The following is a 20,201-nucleotide window of genomic DNA, read 5'->3' as shown; positions in this document are numbered from 1 at the left end:
GAGGTAATAAACTTAACTGATCTTGATCATAGGTCTTAAAAACTACTTTTCTACTCATTCTTAAAATTAAAAAATAACTCAAAAATCTACAAAAAAAAGACTGCCTTTTTAGACAGCCTCTTCCTTTTTAAAAAGAAGTTTATGACTAATCCTTAATATGCCTCATCATGCACATTAGCCACTGCTCTTCCACTTGGATCATTCATGTTCTTGAAAGCTTCATCCCATTCTAAAGCTATTTTGGTACTACAAGCGACCGATGGCTCTTGCGGTACACTTAATGCTGCCGCATCGCTAGGAAAATGACCTTCAAAAATTGAGCGGTAGTAAAACTCTTCTTTATTTTGTGGAGTTTGTATTGGAAATCTAAAATGTGCATTTGCCATTTGTTCATCACTAACTTCTGTCTCGACAACCTCTTTTAATGTGTCGATCCAGCTATATCCTACTCCATCAGAAAACTGCTCTTTTTGTCTCCATGCTACACTCTCTGGCAAATAAGATTCGAACGCTTTACGAATCACCCATTTTTCCATTCTCTCTCCATTTATCATTTTATCCTGCGGGTTAATACGCATAGCAACATCCATAAACTCTTTATCTAAAAATGGTACCCTACCTTCTATACCCCATGCGGCAAGTGATTTATTTGCTCTCAAGCAATCATACATATGCAATTTATCCAGTTTACGAACGGTTTCTTCATGAAATTCTCTAGAGTTTGGTGCTTTATGAAAATACAAGTACCCTCCAAAAAGCTCATCGGCTCCCTCACCAGACAATACCATTTTCACTCCCATTGATTTAATAACTCTAGCCATTAAGTACATAGGGGTAGAAGCTCTAATTGTAGTTATATCATAGGTTTCAAGGTTATATATCACATCTTTTATTGCATCTAACCCCTCTTGTATAGTAAATTTAATCTCATGATGCACGGTACCTATATGGTCTGCAACCTTTTGTGCTGCTGCCAAATCAGGAGACCCTTCTAATCCTACAGAAAAAGAATGTAGTTTTGGCCACCATGCGTCTTTTGTATCACCAGATTCTATTCTCTTTTCAGAGTATTTTTTTGCAATAGCAGAAGTAACAGACGAGTCCAAACCACCAGAAAGTAAAACACCATAGGGTACATCAGACATTAATTGTCTGTGAACGGCAGCTTCTAAAGCCTCTCTAACCTCATCGATACTAGTTTGATTTTCTTTTACACTACTAAAATCTGACCAGTCTCTAGTATACCATCTTTTAATTTCTCCTTCTTTACTATACAGGTAATGTCCTGGCGGAAACAATTCGATCTTAGTACACACACCTTCCAAAGCTTTTAATTCTGAAGCGACATAAAAGGTTCCATTTTGATCCCACCCCATATACAAAGGAATAATCCCCATATGATCTCTTGCAATCAAATACGAATCCTTTTCTACATCATATAAGGCGAAGGCAAAAATACCATTTAAATCATCCAGAAAATCAACTCCACTTTCTTTATACAAAGCCAAAATAACCTCACAATCTGAAGCAGTTTGAAAATTGTAATTTTGATCAACTTGTTCACGTAACTTTGTATGATTATAAATCTCACCATTTGCAGCGAGAATTAATTTTTCATCTTCACTAAAAAGAGGCTGTTTACCAGAAATTGGATCCACAATAGCCAATCTTTCATGAGCAAGAATTGCTTTGTTATTAGAATATATCCCACTCCAATCTGGACCTCTATGACGAATCTTTTTAGACATTTCTAATAATTGAGGCCTTAATATTTCTGACTCTTGCTTTAAATCAAAAGCGCAAACAATTCCACACATATCTTTACTTTATATAATTTTAAAAGGTAAATATGACCATATAGTTACAAAACAAAAACAATATGATTATTATTGATTTCAATTTATAACTAAAAAATAAATTTTCAATAAAAAATGAAACTTCAATATAGAATAAAACACAAAAAGAGATTAAAGTGTTATCAAGTAGATTTAACAGAATATTATATTGTCAATTGTATGATGGGTCTATACTGACCAATATATTTGTAGATATAATCAAAATAAAATTTGGAACTATGAAAAAATCGCTGTTATTAGTAATGCTTGCCGTTTTAGGAGTTGTTTTCACTTCAAATGCCCAAAAGTTTGCTGGATTACAAAAGAGTCCTACCGATATTTCTTATGCAAAAAAGGATAGAAATTCTGCACCCGAAATAAAAGTTATTTATAGTAGACCTCAAAAAAAAGGGCGTAAAATTTTTGGTAACCTTGTAGGGTTTGATGCCGTATGGAGAACGGGAGCAGATGAAGCAACAGAAATTAAGTTTTACCAAGATACCAAAATAGGCGAACAAACTGTTAAAGCAGGAACCTATTCTTTATTCACTATTCCTGGCGAAAAAGAATGGACTGTTATTATCAATTCTGATCTTGATATTTGGGGTGCTTATACCTACAATAAAAATAAAGATGTTGCAAGAATCAAGGTTCCTGTAGCTGCAGGAAAAGAATTAGAAGTTTTCTCTATCGCTTTCAAAAAAGCTGATAAAGGATACCACATGGTTCTTGGATGGGACACCACAAGAGTTGAAGTCCCTTTTGTTATTTAATAGAAAAATCACAGATTAATTAAGTAGTTTATTAATAAACTACTACTAAGATCTTATTAACTTCAAGAGTATTCTATATACAAAAACAACATTGGTATAGTAACCAATGTTGTTTTATTAAGTAATTTTTCCCCAATTAACTTGGTAAAATAGCTCTTTAATTACCTATGTATTGCATGTCCCGATGCACCAGGTAATTCTTTTAGAAAATCCATTACTACTCTAAAAGTTAACTTAAATTTTGTGTAAAATAGCCCCATATGTTGTTTTTATAATTAATTATATTTCAAAGATACTACTCAAAGAATAGTGTAACAATGATTTTTTTCGGATTTAGATGTAATTTCAAATTTTATCGATAAATTACTCAATTAAATTAAGCTACACCTTCTCCTTAATTTCTGTTATCTGTGGATTGCATTACTACAAGCCGATGGTAATTGTTTTAAAAAATTTCGCAACGCTTTAAAATCAATAATCAAAATACCGTAAAATAGCTTCATAACTTTTTGATTTATAATTTGTTATACAAAGATAACACCCAAAACGGCAATCCTAAAATAATTAACATCTTCTAAATCATTTTTTAGACATAAAACACTTATAATCGACATAGTGTAAAAAAATCACTTAAAACAATTTTATCGACATAGAACTTTCCTACTTAAAAAACGTCATTTACAGGGGTTTTTTCCCCTTTTATACCCTATCGATTTTATATAGTATTCTACATAATGCCTATCTAAAACTCAAAAAACATCAATAAGTATCTTTATTATGGAATATTTAGGTATTTATGTGTTTGAAGAGATACTTTCCATTTTGGATTTTCCATTACATAGTTTACAATAGAAGGGATCATTTTTTCTCGTACACTCCATTCGGGCTGTAAATATAGAATGCATTGATCAGAGACTTTGGCTGCTTGCTCTTCTGCAAATTCAAAATCGCTTTTATTATACACTATACATTTTAATTCATTGGCCTTTTGGTATACTTCTTCCTTAGGTAGTTTCACTTTTTTAGGAGAAAGACAAATCCAATCCCAACTGCCTGATAAAGGATACGCTCCAGAAGTTTCTATATGCGTCTGTGCTCCTTTTTCCTTAAGTCCTTGCGTTAACCTTGACATATCCCAAGTAAGAGGTTCTCCCCCAGTAACCACTACCACATTACTATATTTCACAGCATTCTCTACTATATAATCTGTATTTGTAGGGGGATGCAATTCTGAATTCCAACTTTCTTTAACATCGCACCAATGACAACCAACATCACAACCACCAATTCTAACAAAATACGCAGCGGTGCCTTTATGATATCCTTCTCCCTGAATGGTATAAAATTCTTCCATCAGAGGAAGCATTTTTCCATCATTAACCAATTTTTGTATACTTTCTTGCATAAGGATGCAAAGGTAATTAATAATAGTGATCTGTTAAACATTGGTTAGCAAGTATTAATGGACCTCATCAAAATAAATGCTAATTACGCAAAGCAATACACTCGATTTCTATCTTAGCACCAACAGCCAAACCTTTTGCCGCAAAAGTAGTACGTGCAGGTTTCTGCGGAAAGTAAGTCTTATATATCTTATTAAAAGCCGAAAAATCTTCAATATCGGCCAAAATCACCGTACATTTTACCACATCCTTTAATTGTAAATCGTGTTGTTCTAAAACGGATTTAATATTTTCTAGGGTCTGCTTTGTTTCTGGCACTATTCCACCATCAACCAATTTTCTTACACTATGATCCATTCCTATTTGACCCGACAAAAAGAATAAATCTCCAACCTGAACCGCATCAGAAAAAGGTGCATCAGATTTTTTGGGCTCATGGGTTTTATGAAAAACAACTGGATTTTTGGTAGTGGTTGTTTCAGTTTTACATCCGACCAAAAACAAAAAAAAGGACAAAACAACTATTATTTTCATTGTTATTTTTTTATAATTCTATTATTCAACTCATCTTGAATTTTTCTATTACTTAGCATTATATGCTAATGAGAAATTGAGCATACTTTCCATTAAAAATAATATATAATTTCGATACAAAACTTAAGATTCCTATTTTTATACAAAATTACATCATACGTTATGAGTGACAATCAAGCATTCTTTGATCATATTAATGAAGGATACAAAACCAAAGGAGATTTCTTAACATTGGGAGCTGCTATGCTGAATGGCGAAACGATTACCGATGCCCATGTAAAAATACCTTTAAAAACCTTAAATCGTCATGGCCTAATTGCCGGAGCAACTGGTACCGGAAAAACCAAGACATTACAAGTTTTAGCAGAAAACTTAAGCGAACAGGGTATTCCGGTTTTGCTTATGGATATCAAAGGAGATCTAAGTGGTATTGCTGCTGCAAGCCCTGGTCATCCAAAAATAGATGAGCGACATGAGAAAATCGGCATTCCGTTTGAAGCCAAAGATTTTCCGGTAGAAATCTTGTCTCTTTCTGATCAAGATGGGGTTCGACTTAGAGCTACCGTTAGTGAGTTTGGACCTGTATTATTATCTAGAATCCTAGATGTTACTACAACGCAAGCAGGAATTATTTCTGTTATTTTTAAGTACTGTGATGATAACAAACTGCCTTTGCTAGATTTAAAAGATTTAAAAAAGGTATTACAATTTGCCACACAAGAAGGCAAAAAAGAACTTGAAAAAGACTATGGCCGTATCTCTACTGCTTCTACGGGAGCCATTTTGCGAAAAATTGTAGAACTAGAGCAACAAGGGGCAGATATTTTCTTTGGAGAAAAATCCTTTGAAGTACAAGATTTATGCAGAATTGATGAAAACGGCAGAGGGGTTATCAATATTATTAGATTAACGGATATACAGGACAAGCCAAAGCTATTTTCTACATTCATGCTTAGTCTTCTTGCCGAGATATATGGTACATTTCCAGAACAAGGAGATAGTGGAAGACCCGAATTGGTCATATTTTTGGACGAAGCACACCTCATCTTCAAAGAAGCATCTAATGCCTTAATGGGGCAAATTGAAAGTATTGTAAAATTAATTAGATCTAAAGGTGTAGGACTTTATTTTGTTACGCAAAACCCAACAGATGTACCTGATGGTGTTTTGGGCCAGTTGGGATTAAAAGTACAGCATGCTCTTAGAGCTTTTACCGCAAAAGACAGAAAAGCAATCAAACTTACTGCAGAAAACTATCCAATTTCTGAGTATTATGACACTAAAGAAATACTCACATCGCTAGGAATAGGAGAAGCATTGGTATCTGCACTGGACGAAAAAGGGCGCCCTACCCCATTAGCAGCAACAATGCTAAGAGCTCCAATGAGTCGAATGGATATCTTAACCGATGGAGAACTAAAAACTTTATTAAAAAAATCTGCTCTTATTCCCAAATATAATGAAGAAATAGACAGAGAAAGTGCGTACGAACTTTTAAACGAAAAAATTGAAAAGGCAGAAGCACAAGAAGCAAAAGCAGTAGCCAAAAAAGAACGAGAAAAATTAAATCGAAAATCTTCATCTTCATCAAGAAGAAGAACCAGTACCACCGAAAAAGCAATTATTAAAGTTTTGACAAGCGCAACTTTTATCAGAGGTGCTTTGGGTGTTCTCAATAAATTATTAAAGTAAATGTTCTATATAATATAATCAATAATGTTTCCCCCTTTTTTTTATATCCTGAATACTGAAAGTTTTTACTCGATGCATTCTAAAAAATGTTTAGCAAACACCGATATGAACACTATTTACTCAACTCACTATGAAAAAAGTATTTTTTAAAGTAGTACTATTTGTGCTACTCGTATTAACAAGCTGTCAAAAAGAAGAGAAACAAGATCCTTTTAAAATTAGTACCAATCGAATTGGAGCACTTACAAACAAAATAAAGGTTCGGCAATTAGATTCTTTATTTGCAAATGATTCTATTTCGAAAACAAGAACTGGGAATCAGTTTTTAAAAAACATCAAAGAAATTGAAGTTTACGAAAAAGGAGGGGCTAAGCTTCTTATTTTAGAGGCTTATGATGAAACTGACCCTAATTCTAAAATCGCTTCTATCCAAATAATTGACCCTCGATATAAAACAGATTTGGGCTTATCTACAGAAAGCTTATTTAAAGATATCACAGATCACTATACAGTTTCAAAAATTAATAATACACTAAGTACAGTAGTAGTATTTGTAGATAGTATACAAGCATATTTTGCAATTGACAAAAAGGAATTATCTCAAGAGTTTCAACATTCGACAGATATTAAAATCACAACTAAGGACATCCCAAATTCGGCAAAAATCAAGCATTTTTGGATCGACTGGAGCACGCATAAATAAGCATTCTTTCTGTAACGTATAAAGACTTATTGTGTTTTGACAAAAAAGCATTAAGTGTAACAATATTCAAACACAAATTTCATGGAAAAACGATATATTATCCAACGATCACCTTTTGTAGTACCAACAACCGATGGCAAATTGATTGAAGAACATTTTGGAATGGCAACAGATCAAAACACTCAAATTAGCATTGCTCACATGGTAGCTCCTCCGCATTGGAGTGAACCTTTTCAAACTCCCGAATTTGATGAATTTACTTATATTATTAGAGGAAAAAAACAATGTATTATAGAAGGTGAAAAAATAATTATAAAAGCGGGAGAGTCTATTAAAATAAAAAAAAACACAAAAATCCAATATGCTAACCCTTTTGATGAAGAATGTGAGTACCTTGCCATTTGTATTCCTGCATTTTCTTTGGAAACTGTACATCGTGAAAATTAATGAAGAAAAAATATAAAAAGTACCTGCCTCTTATTCTAGGAAAATATATCCAAGCACTATTTATTTTCAATCAAAAAAAGGCATTAAATAAGGCTTACTTACTATTTTGCACTCCCAGAAAAGGCAAAGTATTACCAGAACAAGAAGTTTTTTTGGAAAATGCTGAGGACGAAATTATAACAGTAGATAATTTACATCTACAAACCTATAGGTGGCCAAGTTTAGGTGAAACTATATTATTGGTACATGGATGGGAAAGCAACACTCATCGATGGAAAAATTTGATTGAGAAATTACATCAACAAGGATATAACGTAGTAGCATTTGATGCTCCTGCGCATGGTAATTCTTCGGGTAAAATATTAAATGTTCCTTTATACACCCAATGTCTTCAGAAAATAATTGACTTATACAGACCCAACTATTTGCTAGGACATTCTGTAGGAGGAATGGCTACAATTTTTCATCAATACACTCAACCTAATGATGAAATAGACAAATTGATAGTGTTGGCACCTCCTTCTGAATTATCAAGGATCATGGACGGCTATCAAAACACCTTAAAGCTTTCTGCAAAGTTCATGGATGCCCTAAATCAATTTTTTAAAAACAAACACGGATATTATTTTGAGGAGTTTTCTATGGCAAGTTTTGCAAAAAATTTGCATAAAAAAGGATTATTAATTCATGATATTTACGACCCCATTGCTCCTTTCTCTGAAGCAGAAAATATTTATAAAAACTGGAAAGAAGTTCAGTTTATAAAAACCGAAAACCTTGGACATTCTTTGTTTTATGATCAGGTAGATAATTGGATTATTGAGTTTTTAAACCAATAATTCCTTACAGTTTATTTACCTGCCAACCTCCTACTCTATAGCTTATACATTCATTACCTCTTAATTCAATATTATAATTACCTTTGCGCTGTGGAAAACTCTAAACTTACCAGATTAAACAAATACCTAAGCGAAGTTGGATATTGCTCCCGTCGCGAGGCAGATAAACTTATTGATCAAGGCAGAGTAACAATTAACGGAAAAGTCCCTGAAATGGGCGTTAAGGTTACCCCTCAAGATACCGTTAGGGTAGATGGTGAATTAATCAGCAAACCCAAAGAAAAACATGTCTATCTGGCATTTCACAAACCAGTCGGAATTGTTTGCACCACTGCTCAAAACGAAAAGGACAATATCATTGATTATATCAATTATCCCAAAAGGATTTTTCCTATCGGCCGATTAGATAAACCTAGTGAAGGACTTATCTTTTTGACAAGTGATGGGGATATTGTTAATAAAATTCTAAGAGCCCGAAATAATCACGAAAAAGAATATGTGGTAACTGTAAATAAATTGATCAGTCCACTGTTTATAAAGAGAATGCGTAACGGAATACCTATTTTGGACACGGTTACCAGAAAATGTGAAGTAGAACAAATCAATAAATACGACTTTAGAATTGTATTAACACAAGGATTAAATCGCCAAATTAGGAGGATGTGCGAATATCTTGGATATGAAGTTGTAAAATTAAAAAGGGTAAGGATCATGAATGTTCCATTAGATGTTCCTGTTGGAAAATGGCGTTACCTGACCGAAAAAGAATTAGAAGTTCTTAATGTAGATGTTGGTAATTCTAGCAAAACAGAAGAAGCTTCTGTATTAGATGAAGAACGGATTAAAAAAACTCATCCTAATAAAAACTCCAGAAGTAACACTTCAGAAAAAAGAAGCTTCGAATCTAAAAACAACAAAAACTCAAGGACAAGAAAACGCAGAGATCGAAAAAATTAATTCTTGTTGTTAGATTTTATTAAGGCTAAACCAAGTGAACTTACCCAAATTCTTATTTCATTACTACGAACTTGACAACGGGCCATTCAGAAATATTACCGAATATGGTTATGAAAAAGCTGAAAGTATTCAAGGTAAAATCTCTGAAGGGTGGAATAGTAGAAGACCAAATAATTACATTGATTTAAGGATTTCTTTAGAAAAAAGAATTAGGAAACAATTTATCCTAAAAGGTGGAAAACCTAACAGAAATGACCCTTTATACTTTACATTAGGAGCATGTGAATGGGCCAAGTCCTGGTATGTAAACCCTGGCGTTATAAAAATCCCATTAACAGATTTTAAAACTGACCAAATAAGTTTTACCTATCCTGACAGTATGGTATCATACCAATTTTATGATGAACCCAAACTTGAGATGTATAGAAAGAATTGCAACGGACAAGTTTTCTTATTGAGTGAATTAAGTAACCTGATTAATGAATATGGACTACCATCTGAAGAAAAGTCTCGAACCGAGGAAAGGTTAAAATATGATAAATACATAGAAGCACAAGTATGGGATGATGAAATTGTAAAAGAATATAAAACAAAAGCCTAATACTATGCGAAATGCATTTTATAGTATTCGTTAATTATATCTTAATCTTCATTCTTTTAGGTGTATCAACTTTGGTAATTAAGTAAATTACCCTTACTAATCAATTTTATTATCATATGATACGTTCAATATTTCTTCTATCATTATTGATCACTACATTTGGCTGGGGACAAAACGAATATGAACCTTCAGAAGCATTTCCATTTGGAAGACCTAATCCCAATGCTCCTAAAGAAATACAAGATTTTGCTTCTTTAATAGGAATTTGTGATTGTACTTCAAGAACCAGAAACAAAGATCAGTCATGGGCAGAACCAATCAAGATGTCCTGGGAGTTTAAGTATATCATGAATGGAATGGGCGTACAGGATCAAACTCTAAAATCAGATGGTAAACACTCGGGTAGTATTCGACAGTTTCATCAGGATAGTAGTAAATGGTATGTGCATTACTATTCATCTGCAAGTCCATCAAAAGTTCTTTCTGTTTGGGAAGGAAACAAAAAAGATGATAAAATTGTTTTGTATCGTAAACGAAAAGCACCCAACGGAACGGATGGGTATTACAAACTAAGTTTTTATGATATTAATAGTACTGGTTACAAATGGAAAGGAGAATGGGTAAATCTCGATGAATCCTTTTCTTATCCTACCTGGAAAATCGAATGCATTAGAAGAAAAAAAGTTCAAAAACTTACTGATGAAGAACAGATACGTGCTGTTGCAAAAGCATTTTCTAAAGCCTATTTAAAGCAGGATTATGAAGCCTTAGCCAAATCTTACTCGACAAATGCTAAAATATTCCCTAACAATACCCCAATTATTAAAGGATATGAAGCTATCAAAAAAAGATGGACCGGATCTAGTGGTTACACCCCTGTAGAACATGAAATTTTTCCTGAGGAAATTGTGGTTTTAGGAGACACCGCGCATGATTATGGACTATTTAAGGGTAAAAACAAAAATGATGATGGAACAGAAACTTCTTATCAGGGAAAGTATGTAATCGTCTGGAAAAAAATAAACAATGAATGGAAGATGTATCTTGATATCTGGAACAGAATCAAGCCATAATCGTAAAATCGATATATAACCTTACTAAAATTGCCTTTTTACTGGCCCTGTAATTTGGTCAATATCATCTTTGACCTGGTCAATTTCCTTTTTTATATCGGTAGAGATTGAGGATGTTATATCGGTATCGATACCATGCTCTTCTGCACTTTTAGTAATTTCTGTTTTTATATCATTGGTAGCATCTTTAACCACTCGCATTCCTTTACCAAGGCCACGTGCAATCTCAGGAATTTTATCTGCCCCAAATACCATAACCAGAATAAATACTATAAAGGCTATTTCGGCTCCGCTTATAAATAATGGTACTATTGTCATAACTTTGCAAATATAATCAATATTGTATAGAAAAAGCCATTCTGAAATTATTCAAAATGGCTTTTCTTATTACGTTAGCATTCTTTCTGATAAGAAGAAAATTATATTATTCTCCTTTTACTTTATTCTTAAATTGTTGAAATTTGCTTGTTACATTCTTTTTAGGCCAATAGTTATTAGAAGTATCAATATCTGCGGTTTCTCTGTTAGGATCTACCATAATCTTCGAGATCGCCTTCTCTGATGCAATAGCTCTCTTAACCACATCATTTTTTCTCCAAATCTCTGCAGGATAAGTAACTGTTTCTTTTGTTCCATCTTCATAGATATATTCTACAATTAAAGGCATTACCAGTCCTCCTGGTTTTTCGAAAGTAACTTCGTAGAAAAACTTAGGCTCTTTTATGTTTTTACGTTCTTCTATAGAAAAATTATCCATCATATATTCTTTTAAAGAAACTGGATCTTCTATCACACCTCCATTTGCTTTTATTCTATTGTAGTTATCGCTACCTTCTTCAATAAGAAAAACCAGATCAGAAAAATTGGCTCCTCTCAAGCTCCTACTTCGAGCTGCATACCTTTGTGCTTCTAGGGTTGGTACTTTTGACACTACATATTTTTTAACCCCAGAAATACTAATATCTGTATAATCTGTTGTATAGAACCACCCTCTCCAAAACCAGTCAAGGTCTACTGCAGAAGCGTCTTCCATAGTTCTAAAAAAATCTTCGGGAGTTGGATGTTTAAACATCCAACGTTGAGCATATGTTCTAAATGAATAATCGAATAAATCCCTACCCATAACCGTCTCTCTTAATATATTAAGAGCTGTCGCAGGTTTTCCATATGCATTTGCTGCAAATTGATAGATATTATTAGATTGGGTCATTATAGGTGCCAAAAAACTTTGATCACCACTCATATAAGGTATTATCTTTTGTGCTGGTCCTCGCTTAGAAGGATACTTCTTTTTATTTCCAAGCGCTTCTGGGTATTTTTCTCCAAAGTCCTGTTCTGCAACGTATTGTACAAAAGTATTAATACCTTCGTCCATCCAGGTCCATTGGCGTTCATCACTATTAATGATCATCGGAAAAAAGTTATGTCCCACCTCATGTACGATTACACTCATCATACCATACTTAACTCGATCACTATAAGATCCGTCTGGTTGCGGTCTACCATAGTTCCAACAAATCATAGGATACTCCATTCCTTGGTTTTTGGCATGAACCGATATTGCTTTATGGTAAGGGTAATCAAAAGTCATTCGACTATAAGATTTTAAGGTACTGGCCACTACCTTTGTTGACCAATCTTCCCATAGTGGATTCCCTTCTTTTGGATACATCGATACTGCCATTACATCTCTATCTCCAATCTTAACTGCCATCATGTCCCAAATAAATCTTCTTGAAGTAGCAAACCCAAAATCACGTACATTCTCTGCTTTTAATTTCCAGGTTTTCTTTTTATTAGAGAACTTTTTTTCCTTTGCAATAGCTTCCTCTTGATTTACAATAACTACAGGTTTATCATATGATTTTTTTGCAGCCTCGTATCTTTCTAACATCTCCTTGGTGTACATTTCTTTTCTATTTACCAATACTCCTGTTCCATCCAAAATATGATCAGCAGGAACTGTAATATTTACCTCAAAATCACCAAAAGGCAAAGCAAACTCTCCTCTACCCCAAAATTGATGGTTCTGCCATCCTTCGACATCATTATATACTGCCATTCGAGGGTAAAATTGGGCAATTACATAAGATCTATTACCATCTTCAAACTCTTCATAACCCGATCTTCCTCCTCCGTTCACATGATTATTGATGTTGTACCACCATTCTATAGAAAATACAAACTTTTCTCCAGATTGTAAATCCTTAGGAAGTTCTATTCTCATCATTGTTCTATTAATGGTATACTCTAGAGGAGCTCCATCACTATGTTTTACAGAAGTAATATTAAAACCGCCATCAAAACTATCGGTAAGATACTTACTTACAAAGCCACTCTGCGTTTCTGCAGGATTAATACCATTAGGGCTTATTAACGGGGTTTTAGAATCTCTGGCCCGCATATTTTGATCTAATTGCACCCATAAAAACTCTAAATTATCTGGTGAATTATTGGTATAAGTTATGGTTTCTTTACCCGAAAGCTTTTTATTTTTATCATCCAGCTCGATATCCATTTTATAATCAGCTTGTTGTTGATAATAAGCAGCACCCGGAGCTCCAGAACCGGTTCGGTACATATTGGGTGTTGCAAACTCATCATAGAGTTGCTTAAATTTATTCTGATTGGTATGCCCTAATTCTCTTTTATTATCATTCTTTTCCTTGTTTTGGGCGTATGAAATACCTGAAACCAAAAAAGTAATTAAAAATACCCAAAGTACCTTTCTCATCGTAATCATTTTGAATTAACTATATATATTCTCGCAAAATAATTGTTTTTTAAAAACTTAATAATTTATTTACTAAATTTTAACATGCCTGTATCTCTTTCTTCTTCCAGAATCAAGCTTTTTCTTTGATTTCCTTTCTTTACGTGAATTATATTTTGCTGTTCTTTAAAAAGATCTAGCAACAATTGATTTTTAATCTTAATAGTTTCTATAGCTGCTATGTTTTCTACCTCAAGATAGCAAACTATAAGATCATCTTCATATTCTGTACCGATAAAATTAAAAGTGACTGGTTTTTCGTTAACTTCAAAAGTTATTTTTTTGGCAAAGTATGTAGCGATATAACGATCTGTTTCAGTTTTTGTATTGTCCTTGTTTAAACTTATCGAAGCATCATATCTTTCTCTCAATAAATCCTCTAAGTCATCTACAAATACTCTTGAAACAATCTGTAAAGATTGTTGAGATGGATTGTATTCTACCTGTGTAACGCTTACATAAAATTTATGGATCACGGCATAAGAACTTCCTACGAAAAGTACTCCTATAAACAATAATAATTTGACTTTGTTCATCACAAATTAAATTCTATAAATGGTTTCTGAAATCAATAAAATTTCAAAAATACAATAAACTACTATTCACCTTGCACATATAATCATAAAACAGTTACTCTTTTGCTAGAACATATGCTTTTCGTTTGTCAGAGAATATTTTCAAAACCAAATTATGATTTTCATTTGCAAATTCGCTTTGAATAGTACTGGTTTCAATACAAAATAATAAAAATTCATGCAATTTTTCTTTAGGAAGCTTGTAAACTGTGGTCAAAAATCCTTTACCATAAAAATTTTGGATTTCTTCCAAAACAGTATTCTCTCGGTCCATCTTTCTAGTTGCTTTTAAAGTTTTATAATATCCAGAAAGGTTTTTATAAACCGCATCTATATCAACGGCAAAAGCAACACCATAGAATTTAATGGCTCGATGCATAGGAACTATTTTTTCCTCTCGTACTCCATGATATTCTGGGATCCCAACATCTTCGGGCGAGAAAAGTTCTTTTACTTCAATTTTTTTTAGATCTTTATTTAAATTACCCGATAACTGCACTCCAACAATAACATCATCTAATTCGGTAAGATTTTCTTTTAAAGTAGTGTGAAGTTCTCCTTTCAGATAAATATCATTATCTACCTTAATAATTTTGAGATCGTATTGCACAGAAGACAACACTATAACATCCCCTATAGCAGCATTAATAAAAAACACACCTTTACTATCTGTAATTGTAAATAAGTTTACTGTTTTATTAATAACATGAATCCCTTCAGAATCTTTATTCAAGACAGTACCCTTTATCTCTTTTCTTTGACAAAACAGAACATTTAAAAAAAATAAAGAAAAGAGGACCAGCAAGTATTTTTTTTGCATAAAAATAGTCTTAAACATTTACTGTAAAGACAAAAAGAGCTGATCAATGTTGCAGCAGCCACCTTACTTATACATTACTTCTGGTTTTTATATTGTTTACTCTGGTACGCCAGAAATTGTAAAAGATCCAATTCTTTTCCTGATTTAAAATAACCTTCATCTAAACCATTATTCTCTGCAAAAACAATAAAACTATTTATTTGATCAATTTCTAATGCCAGGTAATCTTTAAAAAATTGATCATTATACATATTCCTTACTTTCACATCAATATCATTCGTACGTATTTTCTTATTAGTACTTCCTGCATCATAAACCAATTTAAACAAGTTCACAAAATTTAACCCATTGATTAATCTTTTATCCTCTACAGCATTATTTTTCACCAAAGAAAGTTCATCTGGTCTAAAATCTATTTTAGGATCATTAGGATCAGGAAAAGAATTTGTTGTCAGATTACTCATTTTGTTTTGCCTGCTAGCTACTTTATTTACATCGACCGTTACATTTCCTGATAAATCATAAGGTGTCACAACTACCTCTTCTAATTTATTAACGGTCTCTTTAAGAAAGATATTTAATCGTTTACTATTTACACTTCCTTTATCAACTAATACAACAAAGTGTTGGTATTGCATCGCTACCACCTCTATCCTATCGTTAATTCCTGCACTAATCTTAAAGCGGCCTTCTTGGTTTGTAATAGTACCTTTATTAGTACTTCGATTATACACAACAACTCCCTCTACATCATCACCTATTGGGGCGTTTATAGTTCCCGAAATCATAACACGAGATGTAATCTGAGCTATAGTTGTACTTAGTGTAAAGCATGCCAAAAGAATAAATAATTTTATTTTCATTATGAATGATATTAATTTTCCTTATTAAGATACTACATTTTTTTTATCTTCCGCAAAGTTTTAGAAACAAGGAATCATTAAATAACTTTTATAAAAAAGTAATGAAAAATTGCATAATTGCCAGTACATCTACTATTCACGGAAGCTCACCTTTGTCATATTTACAAGAAACGCTTATAGAATTGTACGATGGAGTTGATGAAATACTATTTGTACCCTATGCCCGTCCCGGGGGGATTTCCCATGATGAATATACCATAGGAATTAATAACATCTTTAAAAAAATACACAAAAGAATTGTTAGTGTTCATATGTTTTCTGATCCAATAGAAGCTATTAAAAATGCAAAAGGAATTTATACAGGAGGTGGAAATACTTTTTTATTAGTCGATCAACTGTATCAAAACAAAATTTTAGAACCCTTAAAATCAAAAATACAGCAAGGAACTCCATATCTTGGCACTAGTGCAGGAAGCAATATTTGCGGACTTACCATGCAAACTACCAATGACATGCCTATCGTCTATCCTCCAAGTTTTAAAACACTTGGAATTGTTCCTTTTAATATTAATCCTCACTATCTTGATCCAGATCCAGATTCTACTCACAAAGGAGAAACTCGAGAAACAAGAATTAAAGAATTTCATAGGTTTAACTCTCCTCCTGTTATAGGCCTTAGAGAAGGTAGTTGGCTTAGAGTTAAGGATAGCGAAATTACCCTAAAGGGGAATCTTAGTGCTCGTATTTTTGAGCAAAATAAAACTCCATATGAAATAGAAACAAATAGTGCTTTGTCTGAATTAAATTAATTTTTCTTTATGGAATATCAAGAAATATTGAATATCATTAAAAATGAAATTTCTACCAAGCTATTCTCTGGAAAAGTAGCTTCTTACATCCCTGAATTAGCCAAAATTGATCCCAATAAATTTGGAATGAATCTCTATTGCAGTAATTCTGGGCATTATAATTTTGGAAATAGCGAGGAACGGTTTTCTATACAAAGTATTTCTAAAGTTTTTGCACTAACAAGGGCCATGTCTCTGATGGGAGATGAGCTTTTTAAACGGGTTGATGTAGAACCATCGGGTGATCCTTTTAATTCGTTAGTGCAGTTAGAGTATGAAAATGGCATCCCCCGAAACCCCTTTATCAATGCTGGTGCTTTGGTAATTTGTGATATCCTGATATCGCTATTAGAAAACCCTAAAAAAGATTTTATAGATTTTATTCATCAAATTACAGGCGCAGATGATATTGCTGTAAACACTAATGTTTTTGCTTCAGAAAAAAAACATAGCTATCGCAACGCTGCGTTGTTAAATCTTATGAAATCTTTTGGAAACATCAAAAATGATATCGAAACGGTTCTTGATTTTTATACTTACCAATGTGCTATAGAAATGTCATGTAAAGAACTCTCTACTGCATTTATGATATATGCCAATAGCGGAAAACTAACTAATGGTAAACAAATATTACAACCCAGAGGTGTTAAGCGTATCAATGCTATTATGCAAACCTGTGGTTTTTATGATGAAGCAGGAGAGTTTAGTTACAGAGTTGGATTACCTGGTAAAAGTGGTGTTGGAGGCGGCATCGTCGCCATACACCCAGGACACTATGCAGTATCTGTTTGGAGCCCCCCTCTTAACCCAAAAGGAAACTCTGAACTAGGAATGTATGCATTAGAAAGGTTAACTACTTTGACTGGATTGTCGATTTTTTAGTCGAGATAATTGATTCTGTCATGTCTCTTTTTACTATGTATTTTTCATATATCAACAAAACCGATATCATTATAACAAAGTAGACAAAAACCGAATTATAAGTAGTTCCTCTTCCTGAGTGTACAATGATCGATGTAGCTGACAAAGGAAGAGAAATTACTATTACTTTTATCCAATTCCATTGCTTCCGCCTCATTAAAATATACACCAAAGGAAGCAAAAGTAAGCCCACATATGAAATAGGAATAGTTCTTGTTAATGTTCTAAATATTCGCTTAACAATGATCTCAATATACCATACAGGATCATTTTTTATATCAGAAAGCACTTTTTCTTTTACTACCTCTTCATAATGAGGTAATTCTTCGGGCTTTTTATAATATAATTTAGCATCATCATAATAATCATCTGTGTGATATTTTCTTGAATAACTAATTCCCATTTTATACTTTCTATTTAAAATAGGTATTGCATAGTCATATGCTTTTATATCATTCCATTCATATCCATATTTGGTATCAAAATCTCCTAAACCGCAAAACATAGGATGCCAAAAATTATGCCCACTTATTTTTGCTCCGTTATATACATGCCCTTTATTCAGGCTTACCAATTGGCTTGTTTTTTCAAATTTCAAATTAAAATAGTTTCTAATGAATCCCTTAGTAGAAGTAAAAGAAAAAACAATGACCAATACATAAACAATTTTAGGAATAACTTTAATCTGCTTTGACAAAACATAAAGCAACAACAATGAAACTATGACCACTGATATTTCATTTCTAAACTCACTAAACAAACCTATTAAACCTCCTGAAACAGCCGCCATAAGACCAAGACTAAAATAATCTAAAGATTTCACAAACAGCACCTTTATATTTAATCCTAAAATCATACAAAACACTGTTCCCATTAATCCAAAAATATTCTCGTGAGAATAGACTTCGTACAAGAAAAAAGGTGTACAATTAATTAATATAACCAACCCTAATCCAAACAAAGGTTTCTCTATCTGCCAAAACCCCCAAAAAAGTATTACAAGCCCTATGACAAACCATATAGAATTAAACAGTTTGATTGATGGTTGTTCTGATGAACCTCTCAAATACGCATTAGGCAAATATGCCCAAATTCTGGCACTCTCACCTAATCTGGACCAATGCAAATATTCCATTATCAAATCCTTCCCTCTGGTAGTGATTTCATGTTTTGCTCCTTCTTCAGAATAAGTGAGATCGGTGTTTAACGTTGCCAACGGGAACTGTCCTGTATAAAAGTAAAAATAGGCAAATTTATAAGCCTTATCAGGCGAAAAACCAGCCGCATCTGCTCTTACCTGAGAAGAAACAAATGGTTCAGAATTAGATTTCACATATACCAAAGTATTCACCAGAATAATTAGTACCACAACTACCCTAAGCCCTTTTGTATTCTTTAGAAATAAATTAAGCTGACTTAACCAATTAATCAATTGATTCATATTAATCTTTTTTGTCTTTAATGATATAAATAGGCCTTTTTCTCATTTCCTGGATAAGTTTTTCAAAGTAAAGTGACAGCACAGAAAGTGTTACAAATAGAATAGAAAATGAAGCCGACATAAAAATTATAATAGTATTATATCCAGATGGAGCTTCAGTTCCGTACAGGTATGTATATAAAGTAAACCCAATCATCCCTAAAGTAAATAAAATAAAAACTACTGATAAAAGAATACTAATTCTTAGAGGTTTGTTCGAAAAAGAAAATATGGCATTAAAAGCAAGTTTAAGTAAACTTAAATACGAATAACTGCTTTCTCCAAATTGCCTGGCAGGAGCAGCAAAAGACAATGTTTTTTTCGAAAAACCTAAGGATTGAACAAACCCTCTAATAAATCTATTTTGATCCCTAAAATTAGATCTTAAAATCCCTTTTATTTGTTTTGATATTAAAAAAAAGTCTGTAGAATTCTCTTCAAAACGAATAGCGGACAACAGGTTAATAGTTTTGTAAAAAAACTTCGAGAATTTTTTCTTCAAATAACTACTATCTCCGCGATCTATACGCTTCATCAATACGATATCATGACCTAAGTTATAAGCTTCAATCATTTTTGGTATTTCCTCAGGGGGGTGTTGCCCATCAGAATCAATGCATATAACTGCATCTCCCTTTGCATTATCAATACCCGCAATCATTGCCGATTCATGGCCGAAATTCTTAGAAAATTCTATACCTACGTTTTTAATATTAACTATGTCTTCCTCAAGTATCTGATCAATAAGACTTTGCGTACCATCTGTACTTCCATCATTTACCCAAATCAATTCAAAATTGATATTATTCTCTTTCGTAAGAACATCCTTTAATGAATTCCAAAAATAAAGTACCCCGCCCGCTTCATTAAATAATGATATTACTATTGAGATACTTTGGCTTTTCATTTAGTTAGAGAATAAAAGAGTTATTTTATAATACACCTAAGGTATAGTATTTTTTTAAAAAACTACCATATCGATTTCCTTGATTTTATAATCTCAAAAAAACAAATAATTCACTTCTTTGATGTTGAAAGATACTTTAATTTTAGAAAAAAGCTGA

General features: G+C 32.8%; 20 protein-coding genes. 10 read left to right on the top strand and 10 right to left on the bottom strand.

Annotated features, from left to right (window positions below; translation table 11 throughout):
* Positions 1-152: 152 nt before the first annotated feature.
* Positions 153-1,817 carry an asparagine synthase B gene (gene asnB / locus ABW636_RS15685; protein ID WP_367591010.1) on the bottom strand — a complete coding sequence of 555 codons (1,665 nt, stop codon included), beginning with the start codon at positions 1,815-1,817 and terminating at the stop codon, positions 153-155.
* Between the two features lie 257 nt (positions 1,818-2,074).
* On the opposite strand from asnB, the gene ABW636_RS15680 reads away from it, so the two are divergent.
* Positions 2,075-2,608 carry a DUF2911 domain-containing protein gene (locus tag ABW636_RS15680; RefSeq protein WP_367591009.1) on the top strand — a complete coding sequence of 178 codons (534 nt, stop codon included), beginning with the start codon at positions 2,075-2,077 and terminating at the stop codon, positions 2,606-2,608.
* A gap of 775 nt (positions 2,609-3,383) precedes the next feature.
* On the opposite strand, the gene ABW636_RS15675 is transcribed toward ABW636_RS15680, so the two are convergent.
* Positions 3,384-4,013 carry a 7-carboxy-7-deazaguanine synthase QueE gene (locus tag ABW636_RS15675; protein WP_367591008.1) on the bottom strand — a complete coding sequence of 210 codons (630 nt, stop codon included), beginning with the start codon at positions 4,011-4,013 and terminating at the stop codon, positions 3,384-3,386.
* A gap of 79 nt (positions 4,014-4,092) precedes the next feature.
* Positions 4,093-4,545 carry a RidA family protein gene (locus tag ABW636_RS15670; RefSeq protein WP_367591007.1) on the bottom strand — a complete coding sequence of 151 codons (453 nt, stop codon included), beginning with the start codon at positions 4,543-4,545 and terminating at the stop codon, positions 4,093-4,095.
* 162 nt (positions 4,546-4,707) lie between these two features.
* Between ABW636_RS15670 and ABW636_RS15665 the strand changes: the two genes are divergently transcribed.
* The 7 genes from ABW636_RS15665 (at position 4,708) to ABW636_RS15635 (ending at position 10,857) form a co-directional block, all read left to right on the top strand.
* Complete coding sequence (locus ABW636_RS15665) at positions 4,708-6,237, top strand: helicase HerA-like domain-containing protein (protein ID WP_367591006.1); 1,530 nt, start codon at positions 4,708-4,710, stop codon at positions 6,235-6,237.
* 130 nt (positions 6,238-6,367) lie between these two features.
* Positions 6,368-6,940 (top strand): hypothetical protein, encoded by a 573-nt coding sequence (locus ABW636_RS15660; protein WP_367591005.1) that lies wholly within the window; start codon positions 6,368-6,370, stop codon positions 6,938-6,940.
* 81 nt (positions 6,941-7,021) lie between these two features.
* The gene (locus ABW636_RS15655) at positions 7,022-7,387 is read left to right on the top strand and encodes a cupin domain-containing protein (protein ID WP_367591004.1); all 366 of its coding nucleotides are present in this window, start codon (positions 7,022-7,024) and stop codon (positions 7,385-7,387) included.
* Entirely contained in the window at positions 7,387-8,226 is an 840-nt protein-coding gene (locus ABW636_RS15650; RefSeq protein WP_367591003.1) for an alpha/beta hydrolase, read from the top strand. Before ABW636_RS15655 ends, ABW636_RS15650 begins: the two co-directional genes overlap by 1 nt.
* A gap of 90 nt (positions 8,227-8,316) precedes the next feature.
* Positions 8,317-9,183: a 23S rRNA pseudouridine(2604) synthase RluF gene (gene rluF, locus ABW636_RS15645; RefSeq protein ID WP_367591002.1), complete on the top strand. Its 867-nt coding sequence runs from the start codon at positions 8,317-8,319 to the stop codon at positions 9,181-9,183.
* A gap of 34 nt (positions 9,184-9,217) precedes the next feature.
* Positions 9,218-9,784, top strand: a complete 567-nt coding sequence (locus ABW636_RS15640) for a hypothetical protein (RefSeq protein ID WP_367591001.1) — start codon at positions 9,218-9,220, stop codon at positions 9,782-9,784.
* Between the two features lie 116 nt (positions 9,785-9,900).
* Positions 9,901-10,857, top strand: coding sequence for a YybH family protein (locus ABW636_RS15635; RefSeq protein ID WP_367591000.1), 957 nt, complete (start codon positions 9,901-9,903; stop codon positions 10,855-10,857).
* A gap of 24 nt (positions 10,858-10,881) precedes the next feature.
* Here ABW636_RS15635 and ABW636_RS15630 read toward each other — a convergent pair whose 3' ends face one another.
* The 5 genes from ABW636_RS15630 to ABW636_RS15610 all read right to left on the bottom strand — a co-directional run bounded on the left by ABW636_RS15630 (position 10,882) and on the right by ABW636_RS15610 (position 15,888).
* Positions 10,882-11,175 (bottom strand): Sec-independent protein translocase subunit TatA/TatB, encoded by a 294-nt coding sequence (locus ABW636_RS15630; RefSeq protein WP_367590999.1) that lies wholly within the window; start codon positions 11,173-11,175, stop codon positions 10,882-10,884.
* A gap of 106 nt (positions 11,176-11,281) precedes the next feature.
* Positions 11,282-13,591: a M1 family metallopeptidase gene (locus ABW636_RS15625; RefSeq protein ID WP_367590998.1), complete on the bottom strand. Its 2,310-nt coding sequence runs from the start codon at positions 13,589-13,591 to the stop codon at positions 11,282-11,284.
* Positions 13,592-13,656: 65 nt separating this feature from the next.
* Positions 13,657-14,166, bottom strand: a complete 510-nt coding sequence (locus ABW636_RS15620) for a DUF6702 family protein (RefSeq protein ID WP_367590997.1) — start codon at positions 14,164-14,166, stop codon at positions 13,657-13,659.
* Between the two features lie 94 nt (positions 14,167-14,260).
* Positions 14,261-14,938: a hypothetical protein gene (locus tag ABW636_RS15615; RefSeq protein ID WP_367590996.1), complete on the bottom strand. Its 678-nt coding sequence runs from the start codon at positions 14,936-14,938 to the stop codon at positions 14,261-14,263.
* A gap of 161 nt (positions 14,939-15,099) precedes the next feature.
* Positions 15,100-15,888, bottom strand: coding sequence for a carboxypeptidase-like regulatory domain-containing protein (locus ABW636_RS15610; RefSeq protein WP_367590995.1), 789 nt, complete (start codon positions 15,886-15,888; stop codon positions 15,100-15,102).
* Positions 15,889-15,989: 101 nt separating this feature from the next.
* On the opposite strand from ABW636_RS15610, the gene pepE reads away from it, so the two are divergent.
* Both pepE and ABW636_RS15600 read left to right on the top strand, forming a co-directional pair.
* On the top strand, positions 15,990-16,697 hold the full coding sequence (pepE, locus tag ABW636_RS15605) for a dipeptidase PepE (RefSeq protein WP_367590994.1): 708 nt from the start codon (positions 15,990-15,992) through the stop codon (positions 16,695-16,697).
* 9 nt (positions 16,698-16,706) lie between these two features.
* Positions 16,707-17,618 (top strand): glutaminase, encoded by a 912-nt coding sequence (locus ABW636_RS15600; RefSeq protein ID WP_367590993.1) that lies wholly within the window; start codon positions 16,707-16,709, stop codon positions 17,616-17,618.
* Here the strand turns inward: ABW636_RS15600 and ABW636_RS15595 are convergent.
* Positions 17,590-19,098 carry a hypothetical protein gene (locus tag ABW636_RS15595; protein ID WP_367590992.1) on the bottom strand — a complete coding sequence of 503 codons (1,509 nt, stop codon included), beginning with the start codon at positions 19,096-19,098 and terminating at the stop codon, positions 17,590-17,592. The two genes, ABW636_RS15600 and ABW636_RS15595, sit on opposite strands and share 29 nt — an antisense overlap.
* Before the next feature lies 1 nt (position 19,099).
* Entirely contained in the window at positions 19,100-20,044 is a 945-nt protein-coding gene (locus ABW636_RS15590; RefSeq protein WP_367590991.1) for a glycosyltransferase family 2 protein, read from the bottom strand.
* Positions 20,045-20,201: the final 157 nt, after the last annotated feature.

Source organism: Aquimarina discodermiae (assembly GCF_040786235.1).
Lineage (GTDB): Bacteria > Bacteroidota > Bacteroidia > Flavobacteriales > Flavobacteriaceae > Aquimarina.
This window is presented reverse-complemented; position numbering and strand designations above follow the sequence as displayed.

What these genes read in the sequence shown, in the direction of transcription:
- ABW636_RS15610 (WP_367590995.1), bottom strand. Translation starts at nt 15,888, where the DNA reads ATGAAAATAAAATTATTTATTCTTTTGGCATGCTTTACACTAAGTACA.
- ABW636_RS15595 (WP_367590992.1), bottom strand. Translation starts at nt 19,098, where the DNA reads ATGAATCAATTGATTAATTGGTTAAGTCAGCTTAATTTATTTCTAAAG.
- ABW636_RS15655 (WP_367591004.1), top strand. Translation starts at nt 7,022, where the DNA reads ATGGAAAAACGATATATTATCCAACGATCACCTTTTGTAGTACCAACA.
- ABW636_RS15660 (WP_367591005.1), top strand. Translation starts at nt 6,368, where the DNA reads ATGAAAAAAGTATTTTTTAAAGTAGTACTATTTGTGCTACTCGTATTA.
- ABW636_RS15680 (WP_367591009.1), top strand. Translation starts at nt 2,075, where the DNA reads ATGAAAAAATCGCTGTTATTAGTAATGCTTGCCGTTTTAGGAGTTGTT.
- pepE (WP_367590994.1), top strand. Translation starts at nt 15,990, where the DNA reads ATGAAAAATTGCATAATTGCCAGTACATCTACTATTCACGGAAGCTCA.
- ABW636_RS15620 (WP_367590997.1), bottom strand. Translation starts at nt 14,166, where the DNA reads ATGAACAAAGTCAAATTATTATTGTTTATAGGAGTACTTTTCGTAGGA.
- ABW636_RS15590 (WP_367590991.1), bottom strand. Translation starts at nt 20,044, where the DNA reads ATGAAAAGCCAAAGTATCTCAATAGTAATATCATTATTTAATGAAGCG.
- ABW636_RS15670 (WP_367591007.1), bottom strand. Translation starts at nt 4,545, where the DNA reads ATGAAAATAATAGTTGTTTTGTCCTTTTTTTTGTTTTTGGTCGGATGT.
- ABW636_RS15665 (WP_367591006.1), top strand. Translation starts at nt 4,708, where the DNA reads ATGAGTGACAATCAAGCATTCTTTGATCATATTAATGAAGGATACAAA.
- ABW636_RS15675 (WP_367591008.1), bottom strand. Translation starts at nt 4,013, where the DNA reads ATGCAAGAAAGTATACAAAAATTGGTTAATGATGGAAAAATGCTTCCT.
- ABW636_RS15635 (WP_367591000.1), top strand. Translation starts at nt 9,901, where the DNA reads ATGATACGTTCAATATTTCTTCTATCATTATTGATCACTACATTTGGC.
- ABW636_RS15630 (WP_367590999.1), bottom strand. Translation starts at nt 11,175, where the DNA reads ATGACAATAGTACCATTATTTATAAGCGGAGCCGAAATAGCCTTTATA.
- ABW636_RS15600 (WP_367590993.1), top strand. Translation starts at nt 16,707, where the DNA reads ATGGAATATCAAGAAATATTGAATATCATTAAAAATGAAATTTCTACC.
- asnB (WP_367591010.1), bottom strand. Translation starts at nt 1,817, where the DNA reads ATGTGTGGAATTGTTTGCGCTTTTGATTTAAAGCAAGAGTCAGAAATA.
- ABW636_RS15625 (WP_367590998.1), bottom strand. Translation starts at nt 13,591, where the DNA reads ATGAGAAAGGTACTTTGGGTATTTTTAATTACTTTTTTGGTTTCAGGT.
- ABW636_RS15650 (WP_367591003.1), top strand. Translation starts at nt 7,387, where the DNA reads ATGAAGAAAAAATATAAAAAGTACCTGCCTCTTATTCTAGGAAAATAT.